The organism is Pedobacter sp. MC2016-14 (assembly GCF_020991475.1).
Taxonomy (GTDB): domain Bacteria; phylum Bacteroidota; class Bacteroidia; order Sphingobacteriales; family Sphingobacteriaceae; genus Pedobacter.
The window spans coordinates 2,284,997-2,300,771 of sequence record NZ_JAJMPA010000001.1 but is presented as its reverse complement, the minus strand read 5'-3'; the positions used below and the strand labels follow the sequence as shown (position 1 = coordinate 2,300,771).

The 15,775-nt window shown below is 39.6% G+C and carries 17 protein-coding genes; 4 read left to right on the top strand and 13 right to left on the bottom strand.

Features of this window, described 5'->3' with window-relative positions; genetic code table 11:
• The first annotated feature begins 8 nt into the window (after positions 1-8).
• Positions 9-965, top strand: coding sequence for a zinc dependent phospholipase C family protein (locus LPB86_RS09600; RefSeq protein WP_230642869.1), 957 nt, complete (start codon positions 9-11; stop codon positions 963-965).
• Here the strand turns inward: LPB86_RS09600 and LPB86_RS09595 are convergent.
• The 7 genes from LPB86_RS09595 to LPB86_RS09565 form a co-directional block, all read right to left on the bottom strand.
• Positions 962-1,642 (bottom strand): VTT domain-containing protein, encoded by a 681-nt coding sequence (locus LPB86_RS09595; protein ID WP_230644324.1) that lies wholly within the window; start codon positions 1,640-1,642, stop codon positions 962-964. The genes LPB86_RS09600 and LPB86_RS09595 overlap by 4 nt on opposite strands.
• A gap of 71 nt (positions 1,643-1,713) precedes the next feature.
• A complete protein-coding gene (locus tag LPB86_RS09590; RefSeq protein ID WP_230642866.1) occupies positions 1,714-2,433 on the bottom strand; it encodes a DUF4397 domain-containing protein in 720 nt (239 codons plus the stop codon).
• A gap of 70 nt (positions 2,434-2,503) precedes the next feature.
• Complete coding sequence (dnaN, locus tag LPB86_RS09585) at positions 2,504-3,628, bottom strand: DNA polymerase III subunit beta (RefSeq protein ID WP_230642863.1); 1,125 nt, start codon at positions 3,626-3,628, stop codon at positions 2,504-2,506.
• Positions 3,629-3,662: 34 nt separating this feature from the next.
• Positions 3,663-6,035 carry a gliding motility-associated ABC transporter substrate-binding protein GldG gene (gldG, locus tag LPB86_RS09580; RefSeq protein WP_255695535.1) on the bottom strand — a complete coding sequence of 791 codons (2,373 nt, stop codon included), beginning with the start codon at positions 6,033-6,035 and terminating at the stop codon, positions 3,663-3,665.
• A gap of 5 nt (positions 6,036-6,040) precedes the next feature.
• The gene (locus tag LPB86_RS09575; protein ID WP_230642858.1) at positions 6,041-6,763 is read right to left on the bottom strand and encodes an ATP-binding cassette domain-containing protein; all 723 of its coding nucleotides are present in this window, start codon (positions 6,761-6,763) and stop codon (positions 6,041-6,043) included.
• Between the two features lie 18 nt (positions 6,764-6,781).
• The gene (locus LPB86_RS09570) at positions 6,782-7,294 is read right to left on the bottom strand and encodes a DUF4112 domain-containing protein (RefSeq protein ID WP_230642856.1); all 513 of its coding nucleotides are present in this window, start codon (positions 7,292-7,294) and stop codon (positions 6,782-6,784) included.
• Positions 7,269-7,916 (bottom strand): DUF1269 domain-containing protein, encoded by a 648-nt coding sequence (locus LPB86_RS09565; RefSeq protein ID WP_230642854.1) that lies wholly within the window; start codon positions 7,914-7,916, stop codon positions 7,269-7,271. The genes LPB86_RS09570 and LPB86_RS09565 overlap by 26 nt, the downstream gene beginning before the upstream one ends.
• Before the next feature lie 138 nt (positions 7,917-8,054).
• Between LPB86_RS09565 and LPB86_RS09560 the strand changes: the two genes are divergently transcribed.
• Positions 8,055-9,386 (top strand): M23 family metallopeptidase, encoded by a 1,332-nt coding sequence (locus tag LPB86_RS09560; protein ID WP_230642851.1) that lies wholly within the window; start codon positions 8,055-8,057, stop codon positions 9,384-9,386.
• Positions 9,387-9,439: 53 nt separating this feature from the next.
• On the opposite strand, the gene LPB86_RS09555 is transcribed toward LPB86_RS09560, so the two are convergent.
• Positions 9,440-9,739 (bottom strand): hypothetical protein, encoded by a 300-nt coding sequence (locus tag LPB86_RS09555; protein WP_230642849.1) that lies wholly within the window; start codon positions 9,737-9,739, stop codon positions 9,440-9,442.
• Positions 9,740-9,886: 147 nt separating this feature from the next.
• Between LPB86_RS09555 and LPB86_RS09550 the strand changes: the two genes are divergently transcribed.
• The gene (locus tag LPB86_RS09550; RefSeq protein ID WP_230642846.1) at positions 9,887-10,093 is read left to right on the top strand and encodes a GDYXXLXY domain-containing protein; all 207 of its coding nucleotides are present in this window, start codon (positions 9,887-9,889) and stop codon (positions 10,091-10,093) included.
• A gap of 2 nt (positions 10,094-10,095) precedes the next feature.
• Here LPB86_RS09550 and LPB86_RS09545 read toward each other — a convergent pair whose 3' ends face one another.
• On the bottom strand, positions 10,096-10,341 hold the full coding sequence (locus tag LPB86_RS09545; RefSeq protein WP_230642843.1) for a hypothetical protein: 246 nt from the start codon (positions 10,339-10,341) through the stop codon (positions 10,096-10,098).
• A gap of 149 nt (positions 10,342-10,490) precedes the next feature.
• Between LPB86_RS09545 and LPB86_RS09540 the strand changes: the two genes are divergently transcribed.
• The gene (locus tag LPB86_RS09540) at positions 10,491-11,969 is read left to right on the top strand and encodes a glycine--tRNA ligase (protein WP_230642841.1); all 1,479 of its coding nucleotides are present in this window, start codon (positions 10,491-10,493) and stop codon (positions 11,967-11,969) included.
• Positions 11,970-12,021: 52 nt separating this feature from the next.
• On the opposite strand, the gene LPB86_RS09535 is transcribed toward LPB86_RS09540, so the two are convergent.
• From LPB86_RS09535 to LPB86_RS09520, 4 genes are all read right to left on the bottom strand, one after another.
• Positions 12,022-12,723, bottom strand: a complete 702-nt coding sequence (locus LPB86_RS09535; protein WP_230642838.1) for an SDR family oxidoreductase — start codon at positions 12,721-12,723, stop codon at positions 12,022-12,024.
• Complete coding sequence (locus LPB86_RS09530) at positions 12,724-14,496, bottom strand: aromatic amino acid hydroxylase (RefSeq protein ID WP_230642835.1); 1,773 nt, start codon at positions 14,494-14,496, stop codon at positions 12,724-12,726.
• 62 nt (positions 14,497-14,558) lie between these two features.
• Positions 14,559-15,038, bottom strand: coding sequence for a GtrA family protein (locus tag LPB86_RS09525; RefSeq protein ID WP_230642832.1), 480 nt, complete (start codon positions 15,036-15,038; stop codon positions 14,559-14,561).
• 31 nt (positions 15,039-15,069) lie between these two features.
• Entirely contained in the window at positions 15,070-15,759 is a 690-nt protein-coding gene (locus tag LPB86_RS09520; protein WP_230642829.1) for a CAP domain-containing protein, read from the bottom strand.
• Between the last annotated feature and the right edge of the window lie 16 nt (positions 15,760-15,775).

The following is a 15,775-nucleotide window of genomic DNA, read 5'->3' as shown; positions in this document are numbered from 1 at the left end:
TTAAAGAGATGAAACAACAATTCATCTCTTTAATTTTTTTAGGCCTGCTTATACTCTGCAGCGGATGGGGCTTTTTTGCACACAAACGAATTAACCAATTGGCCGTCTTTACACTCCCAACCGGGCTTAGCCGCTTTTACAAGTTAAACATTGATTACATCAAAGATCATGCGGTAGACCCTGATAAACGCAGGTATGCTGATACACTGGAAGCCCCGCGGCATTACCTAGATGTAGAAAACTATGAAGAAAATATAGATAGCATACCTCGCAGCTATGAAGCAGCAGAAAAAAAGTATGGCTATAAAAAACTTCATGAGAATGGCATCCTGCCCTGGCAAATTCTAAAAAGCTACACGAAATTAGTCAATGCCTTTAAACAGAGAGATTCTATAAAAATACTTGTGCATTCAGCTTACCTTGGCCATTACATTGCAGATGCGCATGTACCTTTACATACTACTGCCAACCACAACGGGCAACTTAGCAATCAGGTAGGCATACACGCATTTTGGGAAAGCAGGCTCCCGGAATTATTTGCTGGAGAATACAATTTTATCACTGGCAGGGCAAAGTATATAGAACATCCTTTAGCTGAATCATGGAAAATCATTACTCATACCCATCAATTGGTAGATACCGTATTATCTGCTGAAGCAGAATTGAATAAAAAAGTTAAAGGTTATCAGAAATACAGCTTCTCAGAGCGGAATAATCAGGTTACAAGACAATATTCAGAAAAATACTCCAGGGCGTATCAGCGGCTCATCAACAACATGGTAGAAAAGCAAATGCGTGCTTCAATTCTATCTGTGGGCTCTTTCTGGTATTCTGCATGGGTTGATGCCGGGCAACCTGTAATGGAGCACTTAATTAAAACAGAGCCAGAAGCAACAGACAAGAAAGAAGCTCAGGCAACAGAATCAAAGTATAAAAAGGGACAGATTATTGGAAGAGAATATTAAACCGTTTTGTCTTCCTCTATTTCTTCTATAACTTCTTTAGCTTTAAACATAGATTGTACAGCAGCAAAAATTACCGGGGCAAAAGTAACCACACCAATAAATATGATTACCAGTGAGAAGTTATCCCTGATGAAAGGTATTTGTCCTAGCAAATAGCCTGCAAACAACAGACTGCCTATCCATGCCAAACCGCCAATTACATTGAAATAAGTAAACTTACCAAATGGCATTTTAGCGACACCCGCAACAAAAGGTGCAATTGTTCTTAGAATGGGTAAAAAGCGACTAAAAATGATGGCTTTACCACCATGTTTCTCAAAGAAATCATGAGATTTATAGTAGTATTCAAGTTTCAAGATCCTATTTCCTTCCTTAAATACGGCGATCCCAAAATAGCTTCCAAACTTATAATTTAAGCTGTTACCGCCAATGGCTGCAACACAAAGCAAAAGAAACATTACCCAGATGTCCAGACCCGTACCGCCTTTTGCAATTAAGGTACCCATTGCGAACAACAGAGAATCTCCCGGTAAAAAGGGAGTAACTACGAATCCGGTTTCTGCAAAAATAATCAGGAAAAGAATCAGATAGGTCCATGTAGAATAATCTTTAATGATCTCTACCAGGTGTTTATCAATATGTAATAAGATGTCTATGAATTGTGCGAAGAAGTCCAAAGTCGTTTTTTTTTCAAAAGTAAATATATCGTGATCAATAACCACGATATATTTAAGTTTTGTTTGTCATATTAGTTTTGCAGAACCAGATTTCCTGTAACCTCAGTTGATGATGTACCTCCAAGCCAAATGGTATAAATTTTACCAGCAGTAAGAGTTAGGCTACTGAATGTTACCGGACTGGCAAGTCCTTCAACAGTAAATTTTGCAGCTGGATCAACTTCATAATAATTAGTGATGCTAAGGGGTAGAAAATCACTAACCAACGCAGTAGTAGTGCCCTGAACAGTTATCTTTAAAGGCACAGTATTGGCGATCAAGCTATTAAAATGTATAAATCTTACTTTCGCCTTACCTGAGGCCGGAGCAGTAGTATTATCGTTCACGGCAACAGCAGCTCTACCATTAATGGGGCTACTTGGTTTATAATAATAAAACGTAAAGCTTCCTCCAATATCCAATATCACTCTAGAATCTGCATTAGCAACTGTAGCGGCCGTTGAGCCCGCATCTTTAAATGCATATAAATTATTAATCGTATTGGTAGTTGCATAACCAGAAGCCTGTCCATATGCTACGGTTTGTGTTCCAAACCTAGCATTCGTTACATAAAATTCTTGTGCAGCTGAACCACTGAAGGCATTTACAAACTGTACTTTTACGTCGCCGGTAGGTATCGGCTCCGGTTCAGGGTTATCCTTAGTGCAAGAAGCGCTTAATGCCAATATGCCAAAACAAGAGACCATCAAAGCCCATGTGGTCCTTTTTGGTAAATCGAATAATGATTTCATAATTTTATTTTTTTGCTGTAAAACAAAATGGCTTGGTCAAAAACCAAGCCATTAAATGAATTTATTTAACTTAATTATAACTGTTTAGCATCACCGGCATCACCAACATCAGCACGTTTTCGTTCTCATCATTGGTCTGCGGAATCAATAATCCCGCCCTGTTTGGTGTAGAAAGTTCCAAAGTAACTTCTTCTCCAGATAAATTACTCAGCATTTCAATCAGGAAACGTGCATTAAAGCCAATCTCCAGATCTTCACCTTCATATTGGCAGCTTAAACGCTCATGTGCCTCATTTGCAAAATCTAAATCCTCTGAAGAGATATTTAATTCAGAACCACTGATCTTTAAACGAACCTGGTGTGTGGTTTTATTAGCAAAAATCACTACCCTTCTTAAAGTATTTAAAAATAAAGCACGCTCAATAACCAGTTTATTAGGATTATTAGCTGGAATTACCGCTTCATAGTCCGGATACCTTTCATCGATTAAACGACAAACCAGATTGATGTTTTCAAATTTAAAAAAAGCACTTGTTGCATTGTAATCCACAGACACGTTGATATCAGTTGAAGGCAATGCCGCTTTTAATAATGTTAATGCCTTTTTAGGCAAAATAAAGGAAGCTGTCTTGTCCGCTTTGCTGTCCGTACGTCTGTATCTAACCAGCTTATGCGCATCTGTAGCAACAAAAGTAACGTGTTCATCAGACAATTGACAATATACACCGGTCATTGCCGGACGTAATTCATCATTACTTACTGCAAAAATTGTCTTGGTAATTGCCTCAGACAATACAGACGCAGCAAAATTAATAGAAGAAGGGTTTTCAACCACAGGGATTTTAGGAAAATCATCTCCATTTTCTCCACTCAGTTTATATTTACCATCACCGGCACTAATTTCTATAGAGAATGAGTTGTCATCAATATTAAAAGAAATTGGTTGATCTGGCAATGTTTTCAATGTATCCAATAAGATTTTTGCCGGTACAGCAACCTTACCACCTTCTTTAGATTCTACAGGCAGGGAAGTTGTCATACTGGTCTGCAAATCTGTAGCGGAGATCGTTAAGCTGCCCTCTTTAATTTCAAAAAGGAAATTTTCAAGTATAGGCAAAACGGTGCTGCTGCTGCTTGCACCATTTACCGTTTGTAAATGTTTTAAAAGTGTTGAAGTGGATACTATAAATCTCATAATTTGATTTTGTCAGTTCTCAAAAATATAAAAATTACCTTGCATACTTGTGCCTGCGGTAATAATGTTGAAAAATTGAGAACGATATTAACAATAAAAGGGGTACGAGCACATTTACCAACTGCCATTTTGACTTTTCCTCCCTCAACAATACCTTATTCAGGAGCCTCACTTTCAACTCTTTGTTTCTTAAAGAGATTAAGCTCTCCTCATTACATAAATAATCGGCAACGTTCAACAAAAATACCTTATTGCCATAATTATTTTGCGTGTATCGGTCAAAACCCAACGGAAAAATAGAATTGTCCTTTGTGCTAATTTGATTTTTAAAGAGATCCCCATCTCCAATCACTATCATTTTCGCCCGCTTGCTTACGGCTGGAACCTCATAAGGTTCAGTAATCCCCTCTGGCACCGCCCGGTTCATAAAAACAGATGGAAATTCGCCTTCCAGCAAAACCGCAACAGGTTGCGGGGTACTTGCATATTCACGTGGATCTGGTTGCTCCGCCACCATTTGTAAAGAAAGCAACTTCGGTGCTGCATGCAGCTTGTTAAAAGCAGAGCTTCGCAAAATCACTTTCTTAACAATCCCTTTTACGCCTATCGTATCTACCGTACTCACAAACTCGGCCCGCAAGGCATCTATGTTTTTCACCAAACTATTGGTGCTATCCGGAAGCAATAATGGATAATACACCCATGGTGCCATTTGTATCTGACTTTGGCTGCCCCCGCTACTCATTGCCAATGGAATTTCCACACAATTTGCATCTGCCAAAAGGTTATAATTTACCCTTGCACCATAGGTAAAAAGCATATCATCAAGGTTCAGCTTTTTATTAAAAGCAAGCTGCTCTCCTTTGCCTTTTAAACTGTCCAGATCAGCACTTACCTGGTCTATAGACCAAACCACACTGCCACCTCTTGATATAAAATAATTGAGTTTATACTTTTCCGCTTCAGTAAATTCCTGCTGAGGTTTCGCTACCACCAGCAACTTCAGCTTATCTAATCCTGCCCTGGTAATGCTTTGAAGATTTACACGACCAACTTCATAGCTATCAGACAACGATTTCATCGCGTCACTCAGCTGCAAATCAGACAATTCTCCATTACCTTCGGTAAATCCAATTCTGGGGTTGATACCAGTTACCACCTTTCTAATGGCAGAAGTAAAGCTGTATTCCAGGTTTTGAATGGAATTATTAATATTTTCTTCATAACTACCTGAAGCATCCTGATTTTGAAGCAATTTAACTGCAATCTGTCTCCCGTCACACTGTACCAGTGCCATAGGAAAAACTGTTTTTTGCTCAAAGCCGTTGTCATTTTTAATGTTCAGGTTGGTAGCTTCAATTCCAATAGCATACAAGTGCTGCATCACAGTATCCTGCTCATTCACAGGCAAACCAGATAGCGGATCTACAAAAGTAACCTTAACCTCGGCGTTATAAGCCTTATAATCATTTAGCAAATCCCTCGTTGCCTGCTGTAAACGCTTGAAAGCAGCAGGCATATCGCCATCCAAAAAAACAGTTATGCTAAATTCCTTTGTAGATTTCTTTAATAGCTCACGCGTTTTATCGGTAAGCGTAAAGCGTTTTTCTTTGGTAAAATCAAAGCGGGTGTACGCAAATGCAGTCACTATATTTAAAAACAACAAAACCAGCAAGAAGCCCCATTTAAACCGACCAACAGTTAAAGATGTTAAGCCCAAAAATACGGCAATCAGCGTTAAAAAGTAGCTTAAATCACGTGTATCCAGCACTCCCCTACTCATAGACTGGTAGTGTTCGTTAATACTCAGGTAGGTAAATATGCGCTCAATTCCGCTGCCCGAAAATATTTGTCCTAAGGCATCAAAACCACTATAGGTAATAAAACAGATAAATACCGCAATTGCAAAAGCCACAACCTGGTTTTTTGTAATTGAAGATGCAAATATGCCAATGGCCACAAATACACTTCCCAATAGCAGTAAACCAAGATACGAGCCAATTATGGCCCCAGAGTCTACATTTCCGAGGGGCATTGCCAGCTCATATACAGAATAATAATATACCAGGGTTGGCAGTAAGGTAAACACCAATAATACAAAACAAGCAAGATACTTACCTAAAATAATCTCCCAGCTCCGCAATGGCCTTGTAGCCAACAGTACATATGTATCTTCTCTGCGTTCTTCAGCAAAAGAACGCATGGTAATAGCTGGTATTAAAAAGATAAATAAAAATGGGCTGAGACTAAAAAAGCCCGTAAGCTCTGCATAGCCATAAGCCAGAATAGAAGTATCGGGGAAAAACCAAAGCAACAAACCCGCTGCCAGTAAAAACACACCAATGGTGATATAAGCCATTAATGAGTTCAATAAACTAAATAATTCTCTTTTAAAAACGGCGTACATCCCCATCATGAAGCTTCCGTGCCTAAAGTTAATTTCCTAAATACATCTTCTAGCGAAGAACTGTTGTGTTGCAATTTCAAATCCTGAATTGTGCCGTTGGCGACAACATTTCCCTTATTAATGATGATGACATCATCACAAAGCGCTTCTACCTCCTGCATAATATGCGTAGAGAGGATTACGGTCTTATCAATGCCCAGCTTTTTAATCAGACTGCGGATGTCTATCAGCTGATTGGGATCAAGCCCCGATGTAGGTTCATCTAAAATTAATACCTCAGGATCATGAATAATGGCCTGAGCTAAGCCTACCCGCTGTTTATAACCTTTAGAGAGAGCCGCAATTTTCTTGTGCTGCTCATCCTGTAGGCCAACCAGCTCAATAACTTGTTGCACTTTTAAAGAAACATTTTTTAATTGGTAAGTATTGGCAACAAAGCCCAGAAATTCCTTTACGTACATATCCAGATACAACGGGGTATTTTCGGGCAAATAGCCAATTCTACGCCTTACTTCGAGGCTTTGTACTTGCGTATCAAACCCACAAATAGCTACGCTACCTGCGCTTGGATGTAAATAAGAGGTAAGCATTTGCATAGTTGTAGACTTCCCCGCACCATTAGGACCAAGAAATCCCAGAATCCTTCCCGGTTTAGCCGCAAAACTAATCTCATTTACCGCTTTTTGTCTGCCATATAGTTTTGTTAAACCATCTACCTGAACACTCATGTCCAAAAGTAAATAAAACTATGCGAACCAACCTACAATCCATTCTGCAATATTCCATAATGCAATAGCCAGCAGTGCCATAATTACCAATAAAATTACGATTGCCATAATTAATGTACCCTTACCACTTCCCTGATGTTTTCCCTCCAGGTAATGTTCACGCATAAGTTTCAGGTTTCTGGTGTTGGCCTTAAAAAAGAAATCAAAAACCTGTCCAATTAAAGGGATTGTGCCAATGGCCGCATCCAAAACAATATTGATACACATCAGGATGACAACTTTTCTGCTGGCACCTTTATTGACCATTGTCAATACCAAACCTGCCGACACAAAAAAACCCGTCATATCTCCCAGGATAGGAAAAAGATTAATGATGGGATCAAATCCGAACCTAAACCTGGTTCCCGGAATCCTGAACTGTTCATCAAGCAAGTATGATATGCGTTTTACCCAAACCAGTCCGGGTGTTTTTACCGCATAAACAGGATCAGTCGTATTTTCCATACTATCCTCTCCATTGTTCAATGCCATCTTGCTGGGCGCTCAGCCGATGTTGCAGACGATCTCTTTTTTCTCTAAGTGCAGTTAAGGTAGCATTCCATTCTAATTTTTGGCTGCCTTCAGCTTCCAAAAATCTGGTTTCCGCAACACTAATGTCTTCGGTCAATTTTTCCAGTTCAGATTTTACCGGAACATAAATCTCTTCCTGCACACTAAATCTTCTAATATCCTTGGTTAAAGGCAGAAGCACGGCATCTAAAGGGGTTTCCCAATTTTCCCATACATGGGCAACCAATACAGATTTTCCATCAGGAATTTCAGCTGATACCGCATCAAGGTATTCTGAAACGCTTTCCGCACGTAAAGTTTCACCTGCAGATCCAGCAATCATTCCTCCCGCAACGCCCACAACGAATCCTAAGGGCCCTGCCAAAAGGCCAATTAACCCGCCCAGTAATCCACCGCCAAGCGCAGCATCACCTTCACTTTCATCCTTCGCAGAGCGAATAGAAGTTTTACCGTCCAAATCTTTTACCAGCACATAAGTTTCACCAACTTTTATATCCTCTGTTGAATCTAGTTGCTGTATGGCTTGCAATCCTTTAAAAGCATCTAATTCGGTATCAAACAGGGCTTGAATCATTTTTTCCATAATCGTATCGCATTTGCTTAGCGTACCTTTACAACAAGAACTAGCGTTGTTTAGTTTGTCCTTTAATGCAATAGATTTAGTAAAAACTAATCAAACATCACCCTGCCGGGATTGTTTAGCTTTAAACATCCTGCCTTTATGAAAATACCCAAGAAATTTAAACCCCTTCATGTACTTGCTGCATTACTCATTACCTGTTTATTCTCCTGTAAATCCGGCCCGGTAAATTTGTTCAAATCCACTTCGCCGCACGAAGCCTACCAGCGTAAACTCATTACTGCTGGTCTGGATAAAACCGCAATGGTGACTTCATGGATCAACGCTGCAGACCAAAGTTTACAAAAAGCACTCAACATTAGTATTCCTTTTAAAGAAACAGGATACTTTGCCGCGGAGCGGATTCCTGCCGCAGCTTATAAATTTACCGCTACCAGAGGGCAAAAATTAAATATCATCCTTAGCAAAAATCCTACAGAGCTATTTACTATTTACATGGACGTGTGGGAACAAAATGAAGACGGCCGACCAAAATTATTAGCTGCCGCAGATACACTTGGTAACCCATTACAACTAGAAATTAAACATACTGGAACATACCTCATCAGGTTGCAGCCCGAGCTTTTACGGAGTGGCCAGTATACTTTAGAAATTACTCTAGGACCATCTTTGGCATTTCCTGTAAAATCAGCAGGAAGAAACAATATTCAAAGTTACTGGGGAGACGGGCGGGATGCCAACAGCAGGAAACATGAAGGTATTGACATCTTCAGCAGTTTTCGAACCCCGGTTATTGCCGCAGCCGAAGGTACCGTAGTTCGCGTAAATGAGAACAACCTTGGTGGAAAAGTAGTTTGGATGCGTCCAAAAGGAAGAGATTATACCTTGTACTATGCACACCTGGATCAACAAACTGTTGTTGAAGGTCAGCAAGTGCAAATCGGGGACACACTCGGTTTGATGGGTAATACAGGCAATGCAAAAAACACTGCGCCTCATTTACATTTTGGCATCTATGCCAGCGGCGGGGCAATAGACCCCTTATCATTTGTTAACCCTACCATAAAGCCTGCCGCCAGCATCACCGCCGCGCTGAATAACTTAAATGCAACCCTACGCACAACAGGCAACACCATTTTACGTGCCGCACCCAATGTTACGGCGATACAACTGCAAAGCTTAAAATCGGGCACCATATTACATGTCAATGCTGCCAACAGTGCCTGGTATACCGTTCAGCTTCCTAATGGTCTTACTGGCTTTATCCAAAATAAACAAGTCGTTAATGTAGAGAAGCCCCTTGGCAGTTTAAAGGTAAAAGCTTCCCAGTTGGCCGTATATGATCATCCAGACAGCCTGGCAGCCATAAAATCAAACCTCCCAACAGGTAAGCTGGTCACAATTTTAGGCCATTTTGAAAATTACCACCTCATTAAAGATGGACAAGAGCAAACAGGTTGGATTAAAATGTAAAAAGCTCCCCGGATTAATTATCCGGAGAGCTTTTTATGTAATTAAATTCAGTGCTATTTTCCAGTTACCTCATCAATAGCTTGTTGCTCCTTTAAGGAGTCTACATGATTTTTATCGCCAAAGTTCTGTGTTTTATCAGCGAAATATTCCAGAATCCCTACAATGGCATCTAGGTTATCCGATACCCGTTGATGCATGTCTGGCAAATCAATATCCAACCTTTTGTCACCAAGTTCTATATTATCAACTTCAATTTTACCGATCTTCTGTATAATTGCCTGTTGTGAATGTTGCAAGTCTTCTAATTCTCTTACAATCTTTTCCATCAGTTCAAATTTTTTCAACGTATCCATAACTGTATTTTAATTAGTGTTTAAATCATAAACAACCAATTACCCTGCCAGTATTTAAATTCACTTATTTAATTTAGAATATGTATGTTTAAATTATGGAACAACCAAGTGTTACCCGCAGTGTAATACACCAATGCGCTCCAACCTTTGCAAAAAGGAGAATTTGCCATCAGGTATTTTTCCAATTCCACACTTTACCATATCAATGTTCATATAGGCGCAGAATCCTACTTTTTTGAAGAAGGAACAGGAGAGCATTATGAAAGTGCTGCTTATGGTGGATTAAGAATAGATGCTGAAGGTAACAGTGTACTTACCGGCCTTTATGACGAGCACCAGCACCTCATCAAATAACCTTACTTTTTTAAATTTTCCAGGTAAACTGCTAAAATATTTTTCAGGTATAGTTCTGGTTTAGGCATGTTAATTACCGTTCCAGGCTCTTTATCTTGAGATTGTTTGATATAATTCGCTTTTATTTTACCCCAGTCTTTTGAATACAACTGGATAAACATATCCACAAATTGCTTATCTGTATAGTCTTTAGGAAGCTTACTCAACACAACTTCTATTTTATCTTCTTTTCTATGTAATACTGCCATTTTGATTTTTGAACTGCAAAGTTACAAACTAATTTGGTTGTTCTTTACATTTAGCAACTCGATAACTGTAGGTTTAAATTAGTTGCGATATTCTTTTGCTGTGGGATAAAAAATGAATTTTTACGCAGAACTCATATATTTGCATCATTATGGCTAAAAATAACGACGAGCAATTTAAAAATGTAATATCCCATGCTAAAGAATACGGATTTGTATTTCAAAGCAGTGAAATTTATGATGGCTTAAGTGCAGTTTACGACTACGGACAATTAGGTTCTGAATTGAAAAACAACATCAAAACGTATTGGTGGAAAGCCATGGTGCAAATGCATGAGAACATTGTGGGTATTGATGCCGCAATTTTTATGCACCCTAAAGTATGGAAAGCTAGTGGTCATGTAGATGGTTTTAACGACCCGATGATTGACAACAAGGATTCTAAAAAAAGATACCGTGCAGACCAGTTATTAGAAGATAAAATAGCCCGTTATGAAAAAGACGGCAAAACAGATAAAGCTGCTAAACTGCAGCAAGACATGGATGATGCTTTGAAAGCAGAAGACCTGCCTTTGTTAAAAGCATTAATTGAAGAACACGAAATTGCCTGCCCGGTTAGCGGCACAAAAAACTGGACGGAAGTTAGGCAGTTTAACCTGATGTTTAGCACACAGTTTGGTGCCATGGCAGAAGGTTCTGATGAAGTTTACCTTCGTCCGGAGACCGCTCAGGGTATTTTCGTAAACTTCCTGAATGTACAAAAATCAGGTAGAATGAAAATCCCTTTCGGAATTGCGCAAATCGGTAAAGCATTTAGAAATGAAGTTATTGCCCGTCAGTTCATCATGCGCATGCGTGAGTTTGAACAAATGGAAATGCAGTTTTTTGTGCGTCCTGGAGAAGATCAAAAATGGTTTGCCTATTGGAAAGAAGCGCGTTTGGCATGGCATGCTGCTTTGGGAACCAATCCAGAAAAATACCGTTACCATGACCACGTTAAACTTGCCCACTACGCAAACGCAGCTACTGATATCGAATTTGAATTCCCATTTGGCTTTAAAGAGGTAGAAGGGATCCACAGCCGTACAGATTTTGACTTGAAGCAACACCAGGAGTTTTCTGGCAAGAAAATGCAGTATTTTGATGCCGAATTGGATGCAGATGGTAAACCTTACGGAAATTATATTCCATACGTTATCGAAACCTCTATCGGTTTAGACCGGATGTTCCTGCTAACCATGATCAATGCTTTTGAAGAAGAAGATTTAAGCACAGAAGAGAAGCAGGACAGTAGAACTTTATTACGTTTACACCCTTGCCTGGCCCCTTATAAAGTAGCGATCTTTCCTTTAACTAAGAAAGATGGTCTGCCAGAAAAAGCAAGAGAAATCATGAACAGCCTGAAACTTGATTTCAACTGCCTTTACGAAGAAAAAGACGCAATTGGTAAACGTTACCGCAGACAGGATGCCATTGGTACACCGTTCTGTATTACCATAGATCACCAGACACTGGAAGATGATACGGTAACCATCCGTCATCGTGATACAATGGAACAACAGCGTATTGAGGTCAAAGAATTGCAGGAATTAATTGCCAGAAAAACCAGCTGGAAGAATTTGTTGAAGTAGAACCCAATTTGGTGCTTTTGGTTAGTGATAATACTAACCAAAAGCACCAACCTTACGGTGTACTCATTGCCACAGGCAACACCTTGCCATTAAAAAACTGATGCCCCGTGCGGGCAAAATCAGCAACATACTTACCCATTTCAAAAGCCATAACTGGCGATTGGTAACCAGGAAAAGCCTTTTCCAGCATTTCAGTCTGTGCAGATCCCAAAGCGAGGCAATTTACCTTTACCCCTGTTTCTGCAAGTTCTAGTGCAAGGCATTCCGTTAGCGTATGTAAAGCGGCTTTACTGGAAGAATATGCTGCAAGTCCGGCAAATTTAACACTTCCCTGAAAACCACCCATACTCCCAATATTTAAAATGTGGCTCCCACTGGGCATCAGCGGAAGTACATTTTTAATCATGTTAAAATGACCCAAAACGTTGCTTTCAAACATATCGGCAAGGTCCTCAGCAGTAGTCTCCATAAAAGGTTTATTTATCAGGGCACCCGCATTGTTAATTAAAATATCTACCGTTCCCAATCGCTCCTTTAAAAAAGGAACTAATGCCGCGTAATCATCTTTTACAATATCAAACTCCACCGGCAACAGCTTGCAATCAGGTGTAATTCCGCGGGCAATCTCCAGTAGCTTTCTCAGTTTGTCTGCCGACCTGGCAATGCAAACAACTGTATTTGAGGTACTCAATGTAAATTCCAATGCGGCTTCAAAGCCTATCCCACTGCTGGCTCCTGTAAGTATAATGTTCATTTATGCTATATTTATAAGCTGCGTAACAGGATGTTCAATCACAAACAATCCATCGTTGATCAATTTTTTGTGTTCCTCCTCTTGCTCAGCTTTTGTTTCCAGATACAAACGTACTTCTTTTTCCAATTCTGCGTTGTACTGTTTGTGGTATAGAATTTCAAGAATTTCCAACGTGGCAAGCCAATCGCTGGGATGTTCCATTTTTAAAGCTGCAAATAACGTAGGCAACTGTTCAAATCCTGTTCCTTCTTCTCTAATCCGCCTTATTTCTTTATACAGCTTGTGCAGGTTTTGCGTTTGCTCATCGTAAACCAGTTTTTGAGTTTGTTTTTCACTAATCTGTGTCAACTCTTCATAAGCATCCTTATCTGCCGCACCATTAAAAACAGCAACAATTTCTGCGCCAATAGCCATATCATAAGTTCCCCATTCTGGCGCAAATAATACCTTTCCATCTACAGTTTTTACAGTACAATCCTCAAAAACAATTAAGATGAGTTTATTTCCATTGTTTAGGATTTCTTTAACCACACCATTAATTTGAATGCCAGATTCAAAACTAAAATCTGCGCGTTGAGCTTTTTGAATGCCCAGGCCTTTTAAATCTTCAAAATCCAGGTCTTCTACCGCAACGTCTGATCCTATAATTTTACCCACAGGAGAAGAAAAACCATCCTTATGGTAGTGCTTATCATGACCCGGCAGTTCCTTATTATCAACAGCCAAAGCAGATGGTCCAGAGGTTTTAATGAACGTAACCTTCCCCTCCGCATCTACATACAAGTCGGTAAATATCCCCGTAACCTGCAGGCCAGAACTGTATACTGCAGTTGCTGTATTCTTACAGTCAATTGCTTTTTGTACACTCTCGGCACCACCACGTCTAAAGGCCATCGTGTCTGCAAATTCATCCAGCACATCAATTAAATTCTGGAAAGTTTCTGTCACAAACAGTTGAGGCTGCGTTTTAGTAATATCGTAAGCATAATTGATGGTGTATTTATTGTACCAAAGTTTTTCAACATCAGCTTTCATACAGCTGCTGCTTTCGCCAATGGAGGAAAGTAAACCAGCACCATATATTTTGGGATTTTCCAGTGTACCAATTAAACCATACTCAACGGTCCACCAATGGAGTCTACTCAGCAAAGCCATCTCAGAAGGCTCACCCATGTTATCAGCAATCAATTTTAAGCTTTGCTCAGCCGCTTCAATCTCTTCTATGGTGGTTCCGGCAGCTTCCTTTAAAATAGAAAGGTGACGAATGGCCTCATACAGCTCAAAATCTTTAGCAGAGAACATCGCTTTAGCACCAATAGATCCAAAATAACTCAGGTAATTATTATAATCCGAATCTGCTATAATTGGCGCATGTCCGGCAGACTCATGAATAATATCAGGAGCTGGTGTATATTCAATATGATTAATCTGTCGGATATCAGCAGCAATTACCAGCACTTTATAAGCCTGGTATTCCATAAACGCCGCAGGTGGAATAAAACCATCTACCGTAACAGCTCCCCAGCCCAATTTACCCAAATTATCATTCATTGTTTGCAAATCAGGAATGTATTCAATACTTAATCCTGCACGCTGCAAACCTTTTATATAAGGGTAAAATGCCACCTCTTTTAAATAACTGTAATTCTGTCTCATTACATAACGCCATACCGCCTGATCTACAGGCGTGTACTTTTCATAGTGTTGCGCAACAATAAACTGCCTTAAATGCTTAGGCAATCTGGCAACCTGGGGGTTGTTAAAGTCATTCATGAATTCAAATAAGTTTATACCAAAGCTAAACAATAAACCGAGCCAGGTGTGAGTTAAAATCCTTATTTTTTCACTTTAAAAGAGAAGTGGGTTTGAATAAAGTAACTGGCTACAGCCAGCACAACTGTAGTAATGATTTTGGAGATGGTTGGGTAAAAATCAAAGCTTTCTACCATGATTTTTATCATCCCATAATTGAGCATTAGATTGGCCCCCACAACCAGTGCGTACCTAAACATCTGGATCCTGCCCTTCAATTCCGATTGGGTAAAAACCACATATTTATTAAGCATAAAACCAATTAGAAAGGTTAGCGGAGTTTCTATAATTAATGTAGCCACATGGGCAGTAATCATTCCCGGCTTGAAGGGAATATATACATCCTTCTGATGCAGTACATAGTTGTAGATTAAAAAGTACAATACAATGCCACTTGCCGCATTAGTACCCCCAGAAACGATATACCTAAACGTATGTAAGCTTAAAAGGCCTGAAAATGGTGGATAAAAGAAATCTATAAACTTTAAAAGTACCTTACGCATGCAGTATTGATCTTCGGCGGCGAATTTAGGATTAAATTTTTAAATTCGGGATACCAGCAAAATCTATGGTTGCAGAATACCTGTATGTAGGATGCCGCTGGATACTTACCCCCACAATATTGAGTCCGAGGGTATTGTTAAGGATATTTTTTCTGTGGCCCAGATCGGCAACTCCTTTATCCAATAACAACAGGCATACGTTATCTAATCCCTTTGCAAATCCAAAAGCTAGGTTTTCTGCAAGAGACCTGTTGGGGTAATATTTACCAATTCTATCCTGTGCATTACGCCCATCTTTAGAACCGTGCCCGGCCAGGTTATATCGGTTCATTTCTATACCATGTTGGTCTGCACCATAAGTCAACAGTTCATCCGGATAAAACATTGGTAAACCCTTAATGAGTTTAAGGTCTATTTCCAATCCCCGATAATATTTATCCTGCCGATCTACTTTTAGATCCTCATAGTTGCGAAAAGCCTGCATTTTAAGGTTATGACTTTGTACAAAATCCTGAAAATAAGTTTTAAAAAAACGGTCCCCATCCATTCGCACGAGGTTCATATAGAAGATAATGTTCTTTTCTTCAGTGCTCAGGTAACCAGCATTTTTGGCTGTATTAGCCCTATTTAACTCTTCCTCTGTCCATTTACTTTGTGCATTGGCAGGATTTAAAAAAAACAAAGAAAACAGGGAGAAGAGAAAGAGATAAATGAGCTTCATGCTTACAATAACGAAA